10 protein-coding genes are annotated in these 14,662 nt (G+C 72.5%); 4 read left to right on the plus strand and 6 right to left on the minus strand.

Going from position 1 to position 14,662, the window contains the following annotated elements; translation table 11 throughout:
* Positions 1-74 precede the first annotated feature (74 nt).
* Both WH85_RS13425 and WH85_RS13430 read left to right on the plus strand, forming a co-directional pair.
* Complete coding sequence (locus WH85_RS13425; RefSeq protein WP_045742155.1) at positions 75-1,046, plus strand: daunorubicin resistance protein DrrA family ABC transporter ATP-binding protein; 972 nt, start codon at positions 75-77, stop codon at positions 1,044-1,046.
* Complete coding sequence (locus WH85_RS13430) at positions 1,043-1,801, plus strand: ABC transporter permease (RefSeq protein ID WP_045742156.1); 759 nt, start codon at positions 1,043-1,045, stop codon at positions 1,799-1,801. Before WH85_RS13425 ends, WH85_RS13430 begins: the two co-directional genes overlap by 4 nt.
* Positions 1,802-1,850: 49 nt before the next feature.
* On the opposite strand, the gene WH85_RS13435 is transcribed toward WH85_RS13430, so the two are convergent.
* From WH85_RS13435 to WH85_RS13445, 3 genes are read right to left on the minus strand one after another with little or no spacing between them, the layout of a single operon-like run.
* Complete coding sequence (locus tag WH85_RS13435) at positions 1,851-5,171, minus strand: AfsR/SARP family transcriptional regulator (protein ID WP_169792439.1); 3,321 nt, start codon at positions 5,169-5,171, stop codon at positions 1,851-1,853.
* A 32-nt stretch (positions 5,172-5,203) separates the two neighbouring features.
* Complete coding sequence (locus WH85_RS13440) at positions 5,204-5,860, minus strand: potassium channel family protein (protein WP_045742236.1); 657 nt, start codon at positions 5,858-5,860, stop codon at positions 5,204-5,206.
* A gap of 49 nt (positions 5,861-5,909) precedes the next feature.
* Entirely contained in the window at positions 5,910-7,256 is a 1,347-nt protein-coding gene (locus tag WH85_RS13445) for a TrkH family potassium uptake protein (RefSeq protein WP_045742157.1), read from the minus strand.
* Positions 7,257-7,390: 134 nt separating this feature from the next.
* Here WH85_RS13445 and WH85_RS13450 point away from each other — a divergent pair, with 134 nt between their 5' ends.
* Positions 7,391-8,746 carry a hypothetical protein gene (locus tag WH85_RS13450; RefSeq protein WP_157410969.1) on the plus strand — a complete coding sequence of 452 codons (1,356 nt, stop codon included), beginning with the start codon at positions 7,391-7,393 and terminating at the stop codon, positions 8,744-8,746.
* A gap of 130 nt (positions 8,747-8,876) precedes the next feature.
* On the opposite strand, the gene WH85_RS13455 is transcribed toward WH85_RS13450, so the two are convergent.
* The gene (locus tag WH85_RS13455; RefSeq protein WP_045742237.1) at positions 8,877-9,509 is read right to left on the minus strand and encodes a TetR/AcrR family transcriptional regulator; all 633 of its coding nucleotides are present in this window, start codon (positions 9,507-9,509) and stop codon (positions 8,877-8,879) included.
* Between the two features lie 57 nt (positions 9,510-9,566).
* Here WH85_RS13455 and WH85_RS50335 point away from each other — a divergent pair, with 57 nt between their 5' ends.
* Complete coding sequence (locus tag WH85_RS50335) at positions 9,567-10,481, plus strand: hypothetical protein (RefSeq protein WP_045742159.1); 915 nt, start codon at positions 9,567-9,569, stop codon at positions 10,479-10,481.
* Between the two features lie 256 nt (positions 10,482-10,737).
* On the opposite strand, the gene WH85_RS13465 is transcribed toward WH85_RS50335, so the two are convergent.
* Entirely contained in the window at positions 10,738-13,773 is a 3,036-nt protein-coding gene (locus WH85_RS13465; protein WP_063775506.1) for an NACHT domain-containing protein, read from the minus strand.
* 19 nt (positions 13,774-13,792) lie between these two features.
* The gene (locus WH85_RS13470) at positions 13,793-14,314 is read right to left on the minus strand and encodes a hypothetical protein (protein ID WP_045742160.1); all 522 of its coding nucleotides are present in this window, start codon (positions 14,312-14,314) and stop codon (positions 13,793-13,795) included.
* Between the last annotated feature and the right edge of the window lie 348 nt (positions 14,315-14,662).

Here is a 14,662-nt window from a genome sequence, read left to right on the forward strand (position 1 = left end):
GCCAGACCCACCCCCCAGTCTTTCCCTCGGGCCGCGCGACAGCGCGTGGCCACCCACGGAGGGGATGCGGGATCGTGGAAGACCTGGTGGTGCGCGCCGAAGGGCTGCGCAAGAGATTCGGGGAGACCCAGGCGCTGGACAGCGTCGACCTGGCGATGCGCCGCGGCACCGTGCTCGGCGTGCTCGGGCCGAACGGAGCCGGCAAGACGACCGCCGTGCGGGTGCTGGCGACCCTGCTGCGCCCGGACGAGGGCACGGCGTTCGTGGCCGGCGTCGACGTGCTCAAGCACCCCGATCAGGTCCGGCGCAAGATCGGCCTGACCGGCCAGTACGCCTCGGTCGACGAGGATCTGACCGGCACCCAGAACCTGGTGCTGATCGGCCGTCTGCTGGACATGCCCGGCCGCGACGCCAAGCGGCGCGCCGTCGAGCTGCTCGAGTGGTTCGGTCTGCAGGAGGCGGCCGGGCGCCCGGCCAAGACCTACTCCGGTGGCATGCGCCGCCGCCTCGACCTGGCGGCGAGCCTGGTCGGCCACCCCGAGGTGATCTTCCTGGACGAGCCGACCACCGGCCTGGACCCGGCCAAGCGCGAGGACATGTGGGGCGTGGTCCGCTCCCAGGTGACGCGGGGCGCCAGCGTGCTGCTGACCACCCAGTACCTGGAGGAGGCGGACGCGCTCGCCGACGAGATCGTGGTGGTGGACCACGGCCGGGTGATCGCCCACGACACCCCGGACGGCCTGAAACGGCGCGTCGGCGGCCAGACCCTGAAGGTCCGCCCGGCCGACCCGGAACGCCTTCCGGACGTGCTGCGGGTGCTCGACGCGGTGGCCGCGCCCGGCACCACGGCGGCGAAGGACGAGGCGGCCGGCAGCCGGCCCGGCACCGCCTCGGTGCCGGTGACCAGCGACGCCGCCCTGGCCGACGCGGTCGCCCAGATGCGGGCCGAGGGTGTCGAAGTCACCGAACTGGCCCTGCACCTGCCCAGCCTCGACGAGGTCTTCCACACCCTGACCGGCCGTACCCGGACGGAGGCCCCGGTATGAGCGTGCTCACCCACAGCGGCGCGCTGGCCCAGCGCAGCCTGATCAAGACGATGCGTACGCCGGAAGCGCTGATCGACGTCACCATCCAGCCGGTGATCTTCCTGTTGCTGTTCACGTACCTGTTCGGCGGCGCGATCGGCGACGGCGACCGGCACGCTTACCTGCAGTTCCTGCTGCCCGGCATGCTCGCCCAGTCGCTGGCGATGGGCGGCGTGGCGCTCGGCCAGAACCTCAACGCGGACATCGAGAAGGGCGTCTTCGACCGGTTCCGTTCGCTGCCGATCTCCCGGGCGGCACCACTGGTCGGTGCGGTCCTGGCGGACGTCGTCCGGTACCTGTCGGTCTGCCTGGTCATGCTGACCTTCGGCACGATCATGGGCTTCCGGGTGGAGACCGGTTTCCTGCCGGCGGTGGCCGCGGTCGCCCTGTCCGTCGGGTTCGGACTCTGCTTCTGCTGGATCTCGGTCTGGGTCGGCATGATCGTGCGGACCTCGGGCGCGGTGCAGGGCGTGATGTTCATGCTGGTGCTGCCGCTGACCTTCGGCAGCAACGTGTTCGTCGCGACCGACACGCTCCCCGGCTGGCTGCAGGCGTTCGTGCAGGTCAACCCGATCACGCCGCTGGTGGCGACGATCCGCGGGCTGCTCGTGGGCGGTCCGGTCGCCGCGCACCTGACGGTGACGCTGATCTGGATGGCCGGCCTGCTGGTGGTGTTCGTGCCGCTCGCGCTGCGGGCCTACGCCCGGCGGGCGTAACCGGTGCTGTTCGTGCCGCTGCGGGCCGGCGCCCGCCGCGCCTGACGGCTCAGGGAAGCGAGGGCCCGGGCAGAGCTGCCCGGGCCAGCCGCGCGGGATCCACCTGGTCCTGCGCGGACGACGTGTCCAGCGCACGGCCCACGTCGTACGCCGCCCGGAAAGCCTCCTCGCCGAGCACCGCGCGGGCGTCCGCCGACACCGCCGACACCTGCATGTCGGTCGGGTCGTCCGCCCCGCGCAGCCGGGCCGCCGCGCCCAGCAGACCCGCCGCCTCCCGGGGCCGGCCGACCGCCACCGCCAGCGCCGCCGCCGTGACCGCGACCATCGCCAGGATCGGCATGTCCCCGGTCTCCAGCCCCGCCTGGTACGCCGTGGCCAGCTCGCGTTCCGCGGTGGCCGGGTCGCCGCGGCGCAGGGCGATCGTCGCCCGGATCGAGGCGACGATGGCCGTGCCGTGGTCGCCACTCATCACCACCATGCCCGGGGCGGCCCGCCCGGCCCGGGCCAGGAGCTCGTCGGCCCGGTCCAGGTCGCCCAGCCAGACCTGCATCCCGGCCTCGAGCGCGTCGACCAGCAGGCTCATCTCCGGCGAACCGGACCGCTCCGCGCGGGCCCGGGCGGCCGTGATCGCGGCGCCCGCCTCGGCCGGCTCGCCACGGCGCATGTGCAGCTCGGCCCAGCGCAGATCGATGAAGGTCTCGTCGCCGAGGTCCAGGGCACCGAACTCGCGGGCCAGCGCGCGGGTGGCCCGCAGGTCGGCGACGGCGCCGTCCAGGTCACCCTCGTACTGCCGGAGCACCGACCGCATCGGCAGGACGGTGGCCTGGCCCCAGCGGTCCCCCACCTGCCGGAACCCGGCGAGCGCGGCGGTGACGTCCTCGGCGAGCTGCGCCATGTCGCCCTGGTTCTCGGCGACCTGCGCCCGGAACGTCCGCGCCAGCGCGGCCATCCACAGGTCCGGCCCCTGCACCAGCCGCTCGATGTGGGCGGCGGCGGCCTCCTCCTGTCCGGCGAGGTAGAGCGTGAACGCGGACACCGCGCCGATCGGCCCGGGCAGTGGCGGAAGCGTCAGGATGGTCTGGGCAAGCTCGGTCAGCCGCTCCCGGCGCTGCTGAGCGTTCTCGGTCAGGGCGCCGGGTTCGAGGTGCCGGTTGAGCACCATGAGTGCCCGCGCGGCGCTGACCCGGGCCAGGTCCGCATCACCGGCGACCGAGACGGCCGCGGTCAGCCAGTAACCCGCGTCGGCCTCCCGCCCGAACATCTGCCAGAACCAGGACAGATCGAGGGCGAGACCCAGCGCCGCGGAGGCGTCACCGGCGTCGCAGAAGTGCCGCAGGGCGGCGAGGACGTTGTCGTACTCACTGGTGAACACGCGAATGGCGCTGAGCTGGCCCGCGGTGCGCAGGATCGGGTCCTGGGCGGCGACGACCGCGGCGAGGTGCCGGGCCGCGGCCTCCCGGACCGCGCCGAGGACACCCTGCTCGGTGAGGCGCGCCAGGCCGTACTCCCGGATGGTCTCCAGCATCCGATATCGCCCACTGTCCGGCGCGAGCCGCAGCAACGACCGGTCGACCAGGGCGGCGAGCAGGTCGGGAACGTCCCGGACGGGCACCGGAGTGCCCGCCGCGACCGCGACGGCGGAGGCCAGGTTGACACCGCCGGGCAACACTGCGACCCGCTCGGCCAGGATGCGTTCCGGGCCGGAGAGCAGCTGCCAGCTCCAGTCGATCACCGCGCCCAGGGTGCGGTGCCGCGGCTGGGCGGTGCGGCTGCCGGTGGTGAGCATCCGGAACCGGTCGGAGAGGCCGTCCGCCAGATCGGGCAGGGCCAGCGTGCGCAACCGGGCCGCGGCCAGCTCCAGGGCCAACGGCAGGCCGTCCAGGCCGCGAACCACCCGGATCACGTCGCCGGCGCTGTCACCGTCGACCGTGAAACCGGGCCGGACCGCTGCGGCCCGCTGCACGAACAGCCGCACGGCTGGGGACTGCGCCGCCTGCTCCGGTGTGTCGTCCGGCTCGGGCAGACCGAGCGGGCCGAGCGGCACCAGCGACTCGCCGTCGATCGCCAGCGGCTCCCGGCTGGTGGCCAGCACCCGCAGCCGCGGACAGCGGGCCAGCAGCGTGGTCATCAGGTGCGCGACCGCGTCGATCAGGTGCTCGCAGTTGTCCACCACCAGCAGCGTCTCCCGGCCGGCGAGCTGCTCGGTGAGCACGTCGAGTTCGTCGCGGCCCTCGTGCCGGGCCCGCTCGACCGGGTCGAACAGCGCCGAGCCGCGCAGCCCGGCGGCGGTGAGCAGCGCCGTGGCGACCTTGGCCGGCTCGGTCACCGACGTGAGGTCGACGAGCCACGTGCCGTCGCGACAACGGTCCAAGCGGCCCCGCGCCGCCTCCAGTGCCAGCCGCGTCTTGCCCGCGCCGCCCGGCCCCAGCACGGTCACCAGCCGACCCTGGCCGAGCAGCGTGTTCACCCGGGCCAGGTCCTCCTCCCGGCCGATGAAACCGGTCAGGGGCGCGGGCAGGTTCGTCGGCGGCGAGTCACCCCCATCAAGATCCTCGTCGGGTACGGCCGGAGCACGCAACAACCGCAGATGCCGGTCCCGCAGCGCCGCACCCGGGTCCGCGCCCAGCTGCTCCGCGAGCTCGGCCCGGATCCGTTCGAAGACGGCGAGTGCGTCGGCCTGCCGTCCGCCGGCGGTCAGCGCGTCCATCAGCAGCCCGGCCGGCCGTTCCGCAAGCGGGTCCTCGGCGAGCAGCGTGGTCAGCCGGTCCGCGGCCTCGCCGGCCAACCCCAGGGCCAGCTCGGCCTCGGCCAGGTCGGCGACCGTCCCGGCGACCGCCTGGGCGAGCCGGGCGGCGAGCGCCGGAGCAGCCTCGGCCAGCTCCGCGGCGACCGGCCCGCCACCTCGCAGCTCCACCGCACCTGATCCGCCACCTCGCGCCGCGCCCGGCCCCTGGCTGATCTCCACCGCCTCGCCGAGCAGCTGCGCCGCGGCCGCGGGCTCGCCGGCCCGCAGACAGTCCCGGCCGGCGGCGGCCAGCCGCTCGAACCGGGCGGTGTCCACGTCGTCGGCGGTCACCGCCAGCCGGTAGCCGCCCTCGACCTGGGTGACGTCGCCCGGACCGAGCAGCCGGCGCAGCCGCGACACCAGCGACTGCAGCGCGTTCGCCGGATCGGCGGGCTGCTCGGACGGCCACAGCGCGGCGGTCAGCGCACCGGCGGACACCGGATTGCCGGCGGACACCGCGAGCCGGGCCAGCAGGACCCGCAGACGGGCGCCGGGCAGCGTGATCTCGGCGTCACCGCGCCCGGTCCGCAGGACGCCGAACAGCGCCACGCGCAGCCGCTCGCCCCGGTCCCCGTTCACGCTCACCCGACGATCCTCCCGCGTGCGCGCCGGGATTCTCAAACCGCCTCCGCGTACGCCTCGACCTTCTCGGTCGGGCCGGCCACGATGAGCTGCGCGTCCGGCGGGATGACGGTCTCCGGACGGGCGTACTCGAAGTCCTGGCCGGGACGTTTCACCCCGACCACGGTCACGCCCCAGCGGGTCCGCAGGGCCAGATCGGCCAGGGTGCGGCCGGCCGCATCCTGCGGCGACTGCACCTTGGCGATGGCGAACCCGTCGTCGAACTCGATGTAGTCGAGCATCCGGCCGGTGATCAGGTGCGCGACCTTCTCCCCCATCTCCGACTCCGGGTGGACGACGTGGTGCGCGCCGACCCGGGCCAGGATCCGGCCGTGCTTGGTGCTGGTCGCCTTCGCCCACACCTCCGGGACGCCCAGCTCGGTCAGCGTGAGCACGGTCAGCACGCTGGTCTCCAGGTTGGTGCCGATGCCGACCACCGCCCGGGTGGTCTCGTGCACGCCGAGCTGGCGCAGCGCGTCCTCGTCGGTGGAGTCCGCCTCCACCACGTGGGTGAGCCGGTCCGACCAGTCCTGCACGATGCGCGGATCGGAATCGATGCCGAGCACCTCGTAGCCCAGGTCCAGCAGGGCCTCCGCGACCGAACCGCCGAACCGGCCCAGCCCGATCACGGCGACGTGCTCGCCCTTGGACAGCTTCTCGCCCCTGCGGGGCCTCTCCGCCTTCTCGCCTCTGCGGGACTTCTCAGCCAACTAGGGGTCTCTCCTCCGGGTATCGGTAGTGCCGGCGACGGGTGTTCAACGCGATGGCGGTGCCGACCGCGATCGTGCCGACCCGTCCGACGTACATCAGGGCGACGAGGACGAGCTGCGCGGACGGCGGCAGGCTCGGGGTGATGCCGGTGCTCAGGCCGACCGTGGCGAACGCCGAGGTCACCTCGAACAGTGCCCGGTCGAACGGCACGTCCTCGGTCAGCGCGTCCAGAACGACGGTACCGGTGGCGACCAGCGCGACACCCATCAGCGCCACCGTGAGGGCCTGACGCTGCGTCTCCTCGGCGATCCGGCGCTTGCGGATCACCACGTCCGGCTCGCCACGGATCTCGGCCCAGATGACGAACGCCAGGAGCAGGAACGTGGTCAGCTTGATGCCGCCGGCGGTGCTGGCGCTGCCCCCGCCGATGAACATCAGGCCGTTGGTGACCGCGATCGTCTCGCTGTTCATCTTGCCCAGGTCGATGCTGTTGAAGCCACCGGACCGGGTCATCACGTCCTGGGTGAACGCGGCGAGGATCTTGCCCGGGGTGTCGAGCAGTCCGAGCGTGCCCGGATTGCGCCACTCGAAGATCAGGAACACCGGGAAGCCGACGATGCTGAGCAGCACCGTGCCGGACACCGTCAACCAGGTGTGCGTCGACCAGATGCCCGGGCGCCGCCACTCCCGGGCCAGCTCGAACAGCACCGGGAAACCGATCGAACCGGCGAAGACGCCGAGCGCGAGCGGGACACAGATCCAGGGATCGGTGACGAACCGGACGAGACTGTCCGGGTAGAGCGCGAACCCGGCGTTGTTGAACGCCTGGACGGCATGGAAGACCGCCTCCCACGTCGCACGGCCGGGCGGATACCCGTACCCGATCATGAAACGCAGGGTGAGCACGACGGCGATGGCACTCTCCGCGACCAGCATGACCATCGCCACCCGGAAGAGGACACCGCGGATGTTCCCGCCGCTCAGACCGGAACTCTCCGCCTGCGCCAGGAGCCGTCCGCTCAATCCCAACCTTCGGGACACCAGGAGGCTCAGCAGGGTGGCCAGGGTCACGATGCCGAAGCCGCCGATCTGCGACAGGACCGTCAGCAGGACATGACCGAAGGTGCTCCAATAGGTGGGTGTGTCGACCACCGCGAGACCCGTCACGCACACCGCCGAAGCCGCCGTGAACAGGGCGGTGACGAACGGCGCGTGGCCCGGATCGGCACGCGCGGCGGGGAGCATCATGAGCGCGGTGCCGACCGCGATCAGAGCGAGGAACGCGAGCGGCACGATTCGGGCCGGACGCCGCCAGGGTGATCGCACCCGAAGAGTCATATCACTGACGGTGCGGACCGCACGCGAACGGTTAACCTCCGACGTACGGCTGCCGAAGTGACCGTTAAGTACGACCGGGTCCCCGGACAGCCGTAACAAGTCACGGCTATCCTTCCGCGCCGGGGAGGACGAACATGAATCTGGTACGGCGTATCGGAGCGGGAGCTCTGGTCACCGGTCTCGCAGCGGTCCTGGGGGCGTGTGCCCTGATCGGTGCGAGTGATGTGCGCGGCGTGGGCGCCGACGGCGGCCTGATGTCCGCTCTGGACGGCGGTGTCCGCCTGTCCGTGCCGGAGAACACCGTCACCGGGGAGGCGCGGATCCGGTTCGCCGCCGACCCGATCCCCGCGAACAGGGCCGCCCCCGACGGGATCCTCCTGCTGGGTGACATGGTCTCGATGAACGTGGAGTCCGGCGTGCTCGGCCGGGCGCGGATCTCGCTGCGCTACGAGAACCTGCCGTACGGCATCGACCCGACCATGCTGAACGTGTTCGGCTGGGCGCCGGAGCTGAACGGGTGGGTGCCGCTGACCGGCACGGTCATCGACTACGTGGAGAACACGGTCAACGCCGACACCGTGCTGTTCGACAGTTTCGCGGTCGGCACGTGGGATCTCGAACGGGACATCACCGGCGACCGGATCCGCACGAGCACGGGCACGGTGCTGCCGGTGTCGTACGGGGCGACCCGCACCTTCTGGGGGTACGCCACCAGCGCGGCCAAGGCGTCGGTGAAGCGGACCACCGAGAGTCTGCTGGCCGACGGGGCGTTCCCGGTCGTGGCGCCGCTCTCCGCGGGTTCCCGTACTTCTGGTTCCGCTGCTGTCGTCTCCGGCGGTTCGGGATCCGGTGCTGTCGTCTCCGGCAGTTCGGGGTCCGGCACCGGGGCGATTCCTGCTGGTGCGGACATTCCGGACGCCGAGAACGGCACGGTGGCCGCGCTGCGCAACGCCACGCTGGCATACCTCAGCGACAGCGTCGCGGTGACCGGCGCGAAGGCCGAGAACGTTCCCGGCGGCAAGCCCGACTGGTCGGTGCTGGCCCTCGACGGCGGCCTCGAACTGATCACCCTGCTCCTGCCGCACGGCCAGGTCCTCACCCCGGCCAGCGCCGACGCGCTGATGAAGGTCCGCGCCGACTACGCCGCGGCCGCCCTGCCCGCCCTGATCCGCGGCGACGGCGACGCCCCGGAGGTCCGCCGCCTCGTGGAAGCGGCCGGCCTGACCGGTTCCGGACAGTACATCGCCGACGTGTTCCGGTTCGCCGGTTGCGTCCGGGTGCAGACCGCCCGGATCAACGGGGTGCACGCCGGAACGTCGGCCGGCTGGAGCGGCACCGCGAAGGAGGTCGTCTCGATCACCGGCCTCTGCGCCGACACGATCATCGACCAGTACCTGGTGGACGGCGCGACCGGCACCCGGTCGGTGCTGAACACGCTGAAGACCATGCCGACCGCGGTCAAGGCGACACTGCCGAAGTCCCGCCGCTGACCACCACGGACAACCGCTCGACGGGGCGCGAGCAGCCACACCTCGCGCCACGCCCACGCCGGCCATCGCCGCGCACACACCGGCCATCGCCGCGCACACACCGGCCATCCGGCGGGGCCCGCGGGTGCCGTCAGCGGGGTGCGTAGGCGCGCATGAAGGCGCGTACCCCGCCTGTCACCGTTCGGCGGATCCGTTCGGGGTCGGCCCTCGACGGGAAGGGCTGCTCGTCCGAGGCAAGCAACAGGGTGAGCGCACCGAAGTGGTGGGCCGCCTCCCGCGGGTCGTCGAGCTCCAGCAGTCCGTGGCCGGCGAAGCGGGCGAACCGGTCCGCGACCGCGTCGTGCACCGCCAGCGTGTCGACGTCGTCGCCCGGCGAACCCTCCTGACCGCGCTGCTGGGCGACCAGCGCGAAGACCGCCGCGTAGTCGGTGGACCGGACCACCGTCATGCTCAGGTCGACGGCGAGGGCGGTCAGCGCCTCCCCCAGCCCGGCGACCGTGGTGATCGCGGGATCGTCGGGGAGGTGCTCGTCGATGGCCCGGCGTGCGATGCCGTTCAGCGAGTCGGCGGCGTCGGCCAGGATCGCCAGGAACAACGTCCGCTTGTCGCCGAAATAGTCGTAGACGGTCCGTTTCGACACCGCGGCCCGCGCGGCGACCGCGTCCATGCTGACCCGGTCCACCCCGTCCCGCAGGAACAACTCCCGGGCGGCGACCAGGATCGCCGCCCGCTTCGCCGGTGAGCCCGCACGCAGCGTCTTCATCAGCACCTCCGGCGATCACCCTATCTCAACTACACTGCACGGTGTAGTGTCGCCGCCATGCCCAAGGCTCCCGCCGTCATCGGCAACCTCTTCGCCGCCGCCATGGGGCGCACCGCCCGCGTCCTGCGCACCACGACCCCGGCGCCCGGCTTCGTCGAGCTCACCCTGGACGCGCCTCCCCCGGCGGGCGGCTGGCGCCCCGGCCACGAGGTCCAGTTCCGGGTCTCCCCCACGCTGAGCCGCCGCTACACGGTCCACACCGCGGACGGCCCGCACATCGAGATCCTGGCCGCCGTCTCCTCCGGCGGCCCGGGCGCCGCCTTCGTCAAGGCCCTCCGCCCCGGTGACGAGGTGTCGGCACTCGCGGCCGTGCACATCCCGCTGCGCGCACCCGGCACCCGTCGCCTCCACCTGGGTGACGACTCCGCCCTGGGTACGTTCGCCGCCCTGGTCCCGGCCACCACCGGCACAGGAGTCGCGCCGCGAAGCCCCGCCGCCCTCGACACCGCCACACTCCCCACCGGCACGCTCGACAACGGCACACTCCACAGCGGCGCACACGACGTCGGCGCGCTCCGCGTCGGCGGCATGGAGGCACGGGCTCGGGCGGAGTCCGGGCATGTCGTCGTGGTCGAGGTGCCGGCGGCCGCCGTCGAACCGCTCGCTGCCCGCTGGCCCGCCTTCCGGTTCCTGCCGGCGAACGGCGCTCCCGGCGACACCGTGCAGTCCTGGCTGGAGTCGGCAGCGCTGGACGACACGTCGGCAGCTCGGGAGAACGCGTCGGCCGCATTGGACGAGACGTCGGCAACTCGGGAGAACGCGTCGGCCGCATTGGCCGATGTGGACGGCGCGCTGCTGCTCGGCCACGCCCAATCCATCCAGCGCCAACGCCGAGCGCTGATCAATCGCGGACTTTCCCGTCGCGTCATCGCGACCAAGCCCTACTGGTCCACCGGCCGCGAAGGTCTCTGACCCTCCCGCCGGGCCGGGACAGACGAAGAGAGCGGAAGTGTCGATTTCTGGATGGCCGCCTCGACGTATCCGTGAACTCACCCCGAACGGGAAGGCACACGGATGCAGCAGCCGGGCTACTTCTGGCAGATGGCACACCTGCACAGCGAGTCGGTGCGGGCGATCGACGAGTCGATGGGCCGCTTGGCGGCCGGCGTGTACCGGCTCTTCCGGCGCCACCGCGATCGGACGGCGCCGGTCACCCGGAAGACGCCGGTCACCCGGAAGACAGGCGTCGTCGCAGATCGGATACCTGGTCCGGAGTGAGCACGGCTTCGTCTCCGGCGAGGGCCCGCAGCACCACAGCAACGCCGAGTGCCCTCGCCGAGGCGTCCAGGCCGGACGACGTCACAGCGGTGACCGCACGCTCGTACGCCGTCAGCAGATCCTTGTGGTCGGCGGCGAGGTGTGACGCCATCGCGAGGCCGATCAGGCTGCGGGCCGGGGACTCGGCGTCGTTCCCGCCGTGCGCCACCAGGTTGAAGACCAGTTCGGGCGCCTGTTGCAGGACGGGTTCCAGCGCGTGCCGCAGGATGTCGTCACTCAGGGCACCGGACAGCCGCATCGAGGTGAGGGCGGGCTGAAGGCCGGTCCAGTCGCTGCGGTCCACGGCTTCGGTGAGTTTGTGGGACCAGAGCAGATCCACCCCGCCGTCCAGATCACCGGACGAGAGGGCGGACCCCGAAGCGACAGACGGGGAGACGACAGACGAGGCGGACCCCGAAGCGGCGGACGGAGCAGACGGGGCGGACGGGCCGGACGGAGTGGACGGCTGCGGGCGGCGGGCCAGGACCAGGTCGCGACGGCGGTCGGCGGTCCAGGTGCGGTCGACGGTGATCGTGTCCATGGCGTCCAGGAACATGCCGCCCGGCACGGCCGCCCGCCACTGCAGGGCGGTGTCGCGCAGCCGGCCGGCCGGATCCTCGGCCCGCTGGAACAACTCGGACGCGCGCAGGGGTCCGCCGCAGGCGAGGGCCAGCAGCGTCAGGTTGAACGAGTACGTGTGCATCCAGTGGTCGGCGCGTTTGTCCACCGGACGGTACGAGCGGGGCGTGTGCTGCGGGCGGGTCACCGCCGTCCGCAGGCGTTCCACGATCCACTCGCGGATCTCGGCGGCGCCGGCCCGGTCGAGCAGTTCGGCGGCGAACGGCAGGACGGTGGCCCGCGCACACAGGGGCGTGTAGCCGAGCAGGGACTGCAGCAGTTCGTCGTCCTCGGCCTGCCCGAGTCGCAGGGTGCGGGCCCGGGACCGGGCGGTCACGTCGGCCAGGGCCTGCACCACGAGGCGGGCGACCAGGTATTCGCCGAAGGTCGCGTGCAGGAACTCGTACGTCTGCCGGGTCTGATCGTCCTGTGACGCCTGGGCCCGCTGGATGAAGAAGAACCGGCCGACCATCTCCTGGCCCGCGGTCAGCGGGGTGCGGAAGTCCTGCGTGGACCGGCGAGCCGGCTGGAGTCCGAGGCCGGCCAGGTCGGCGTCGAGTTCCTCGGTAGTGACCCAGAGGCGCAGCCGGTGGAACATCGCGAAGGCGACCACCGACAGGCGCAGCAGTTCGTCCTCGACCAGGGCGGGCATCACGGTGTCCGGCTGGGCGCCGTGCACCCGGCGGACCTCGCGGGTCGCGAACTCGCGGAGCAGACGTTCGTAGAGCTGTCCGGTGCCGAGTTCGTCGCCGGCGTCGTGCAGCGCGTTGTCGCCCGCGTCGTAGAGGGCGAGCATGAGCAGCAGCAGCGGCTGGACGGCCAGGTCCGGGAAGCGCCGCAGCACGTCCATGGTGAGTGGGCGGCGGCCGTCGGTCCAGCGGGCGGCGTTGGTGTGGTTCCAGATCTCCAGCCAGCGTTCCAGGTGGGCCTCGCCGAACGGTTCGAGGCGGACCACCAGGCTGCCGTGCGGGACGCGGGCCCGGTCGGCGACCACGGTCCGGCTGGTGACCATCACCGCGACCGGCCGGCCCAGGGTGGCTTCCCGCTGCTGGAAGGCGGCCACCCGCTGCAGGTAGTCGGACTGGTGGATGCCGGTGGCCTGGAGCAGTTCGTCGAAGCCGTCCAGGAGCACCACCGGCATCGCGGCGTCGGCGTCGCGGGCCAGTTCCGGCCAGGCGACGGTCTCGCCGATCGTGGTCCGCAACGCCTGCTCGATCTGGTCCTGGATCTCCGCCTCGGCACGGACTTTGCGCAGCACCACCCGGACCACCAGGAAGTCGGCGGCCGGCAGCCGGGCGGCGAGCACCCGGGTCAGCGCCGACTTGCCCGAGCCGGCCTGGCCGAGCAGCAGCAGGGGCGCGTCGGCGGCCTGCGGGGTCGTCAGGTACGTGGCGAGGAAGGTTGCCAGGTCGTCACGGGGTTCGGTGTCCCACCAGCTCTCCACGGCCGGGTGGGCGCCCGGTCCGGCCGTTTTCACCCGGAACGCCGGGTCGAGGTAACCGGCGGCGATGGCCGGCAGGACCAGTTCGCCGGAGTCGCCACCGAGGACGGGCTGGCCGAGCTCCGCGCGGTACGTCAGGGCGAGCGCGGCGCGGTGGCGGGCCGGGTCCCGGTGCGAGGTGACCCGCAACAGAACGTGTTCCAGATCCGCCAGGCCCCGGGTGGCCGCCCGGTCGGCGAGCAGGCGCATCCAGATGCCGAACTCGGGGGCCTCCGCGGCGAGCCGACGGACGCCGTCCTCGTAGCGGGTGAGGGCCAGGTCGGGCAGGACCCGCCGGAACGGCTCGGCGAGGTCGGCCCGGCCGTCCCAGGCGGCCAGTTTCGCCAGGTGGTCCATGGTGGCGCCGGTCGTGGCCCGGAACCAGTCGCGCAGTTCGGCGAGGAGCCGGTCGTAGGGCTGATCCGGGCCGGGCGCCGGGATCCGGGCGGCGAGCAGCCGGGACGGCCAGTCGGCGGGCAGCGCCGCGGCAGCGACCAGTCCCGCCTGCTCGGCACGGGTGAGACCGGCCTCGTCCAGGCCGGCCGCACCCAGGCAGACGTCGAGAGCCTCGAAGAAGGCGCCGACCACCAGGACGCCGTGGGCGGCTTGCAGGCGCCGGCTGCGGCTGTGGCGGCCGTGGCCGCGTACCAGCTCGGTGATCTTGTCGGTGACCAGGTGGCCGAGCCGGACCGCCTCGCCCTTGGCATCGAAGAGGCTCAGCGCCACCTCGCTGCCGCCGGCCGTGGCCACGGCGAGCGCGCCGCCCAGCACGTTGTCGGTGATCCGCATGAACGGCCCGGAGCCGCCGAGCAGTTTCAGAGCGTCGTGATAGGTCAGTCCCCGCTGCACGAGGCAACTATAGGGACGGTCAGTCGTACCTGCGGAGCACCGTGACGATGTGCTGGGCCGCCTCCCCCGCGCCGCCGGCGTTGAGGCCGTGCTGCTTGAGCAGCGGCACCAGGTGGATGGTGATCTCGTGCCAGTCGTCGGACTCCGGGGCGGTGCGCTGTTTGATCGCCGCCGCCGGCCGGGGCCGGGGCCGGGACTCGCCGGTGTCGCCGCGCCGGAAGACCGTCACCAGTCGGCGGCGGGCGCCCTCACTCAGGGGTGCCAGCGCCTCGTCCACCACGTGGGTGGTGACGGCCGCACCGAGGAAGTTGAGTGCCGACAGGATGACCGGGGTCACCGCGGCCACGTCGACGCCGACACCTATCGGGGTACGAAGACGGCGCAGCGGCGTCTGGCCCGACCAGTGGGCGTACTCCTCGACCACCTCGTCGAAGAGTTCGTACTCCTCGGGATAGCCGGCGCGTACCGCCTGCCGTGCGAACGCGACCGCTGCCGTGGTGCTGTGCGGCGGTAGCCGGGTCGACCGCCATCCGATGGACAAAGCAAAACCTCCGTTGAGAACGTCGCAAGCCAAACGACCGGCTTCACGACCCGGAACGGAGGGTCAATCCATCGAGTAACCCATACTTGCCTATATCGGACTTAAGGGGCGCATCATCGGTCGTCGCGACCCTTCCGGAACGCGGCGATGAGCCATCCAACGAAGGCGATCCCCACGATCAGGACCACCAGAACAGTGACATGCCACGGCCTCATCGTGGTGACACCAGCAACGGGGATGGCGGCGCTCGGGCCGTCGACCGTACGCGCGGACCGGCGGGCGGCAACCGGGCGACCTGCCTGGTCGAGCCGGCCCGGACGGCCGGTGGGGATCACCGCAAGCTGCTCG

Origin of the sequence: Actinoplanes rectilineatus, assembly GCF_000962825.1 — a bacterium.
In the GTDB taxonomy this organism is placed as follows: Bacteria; Actinomycetota; Actinomycetes; order Mycobacteriales; family Micromonosporaceae; genus Actinoplanes; species Actinoplanes rectilineatus.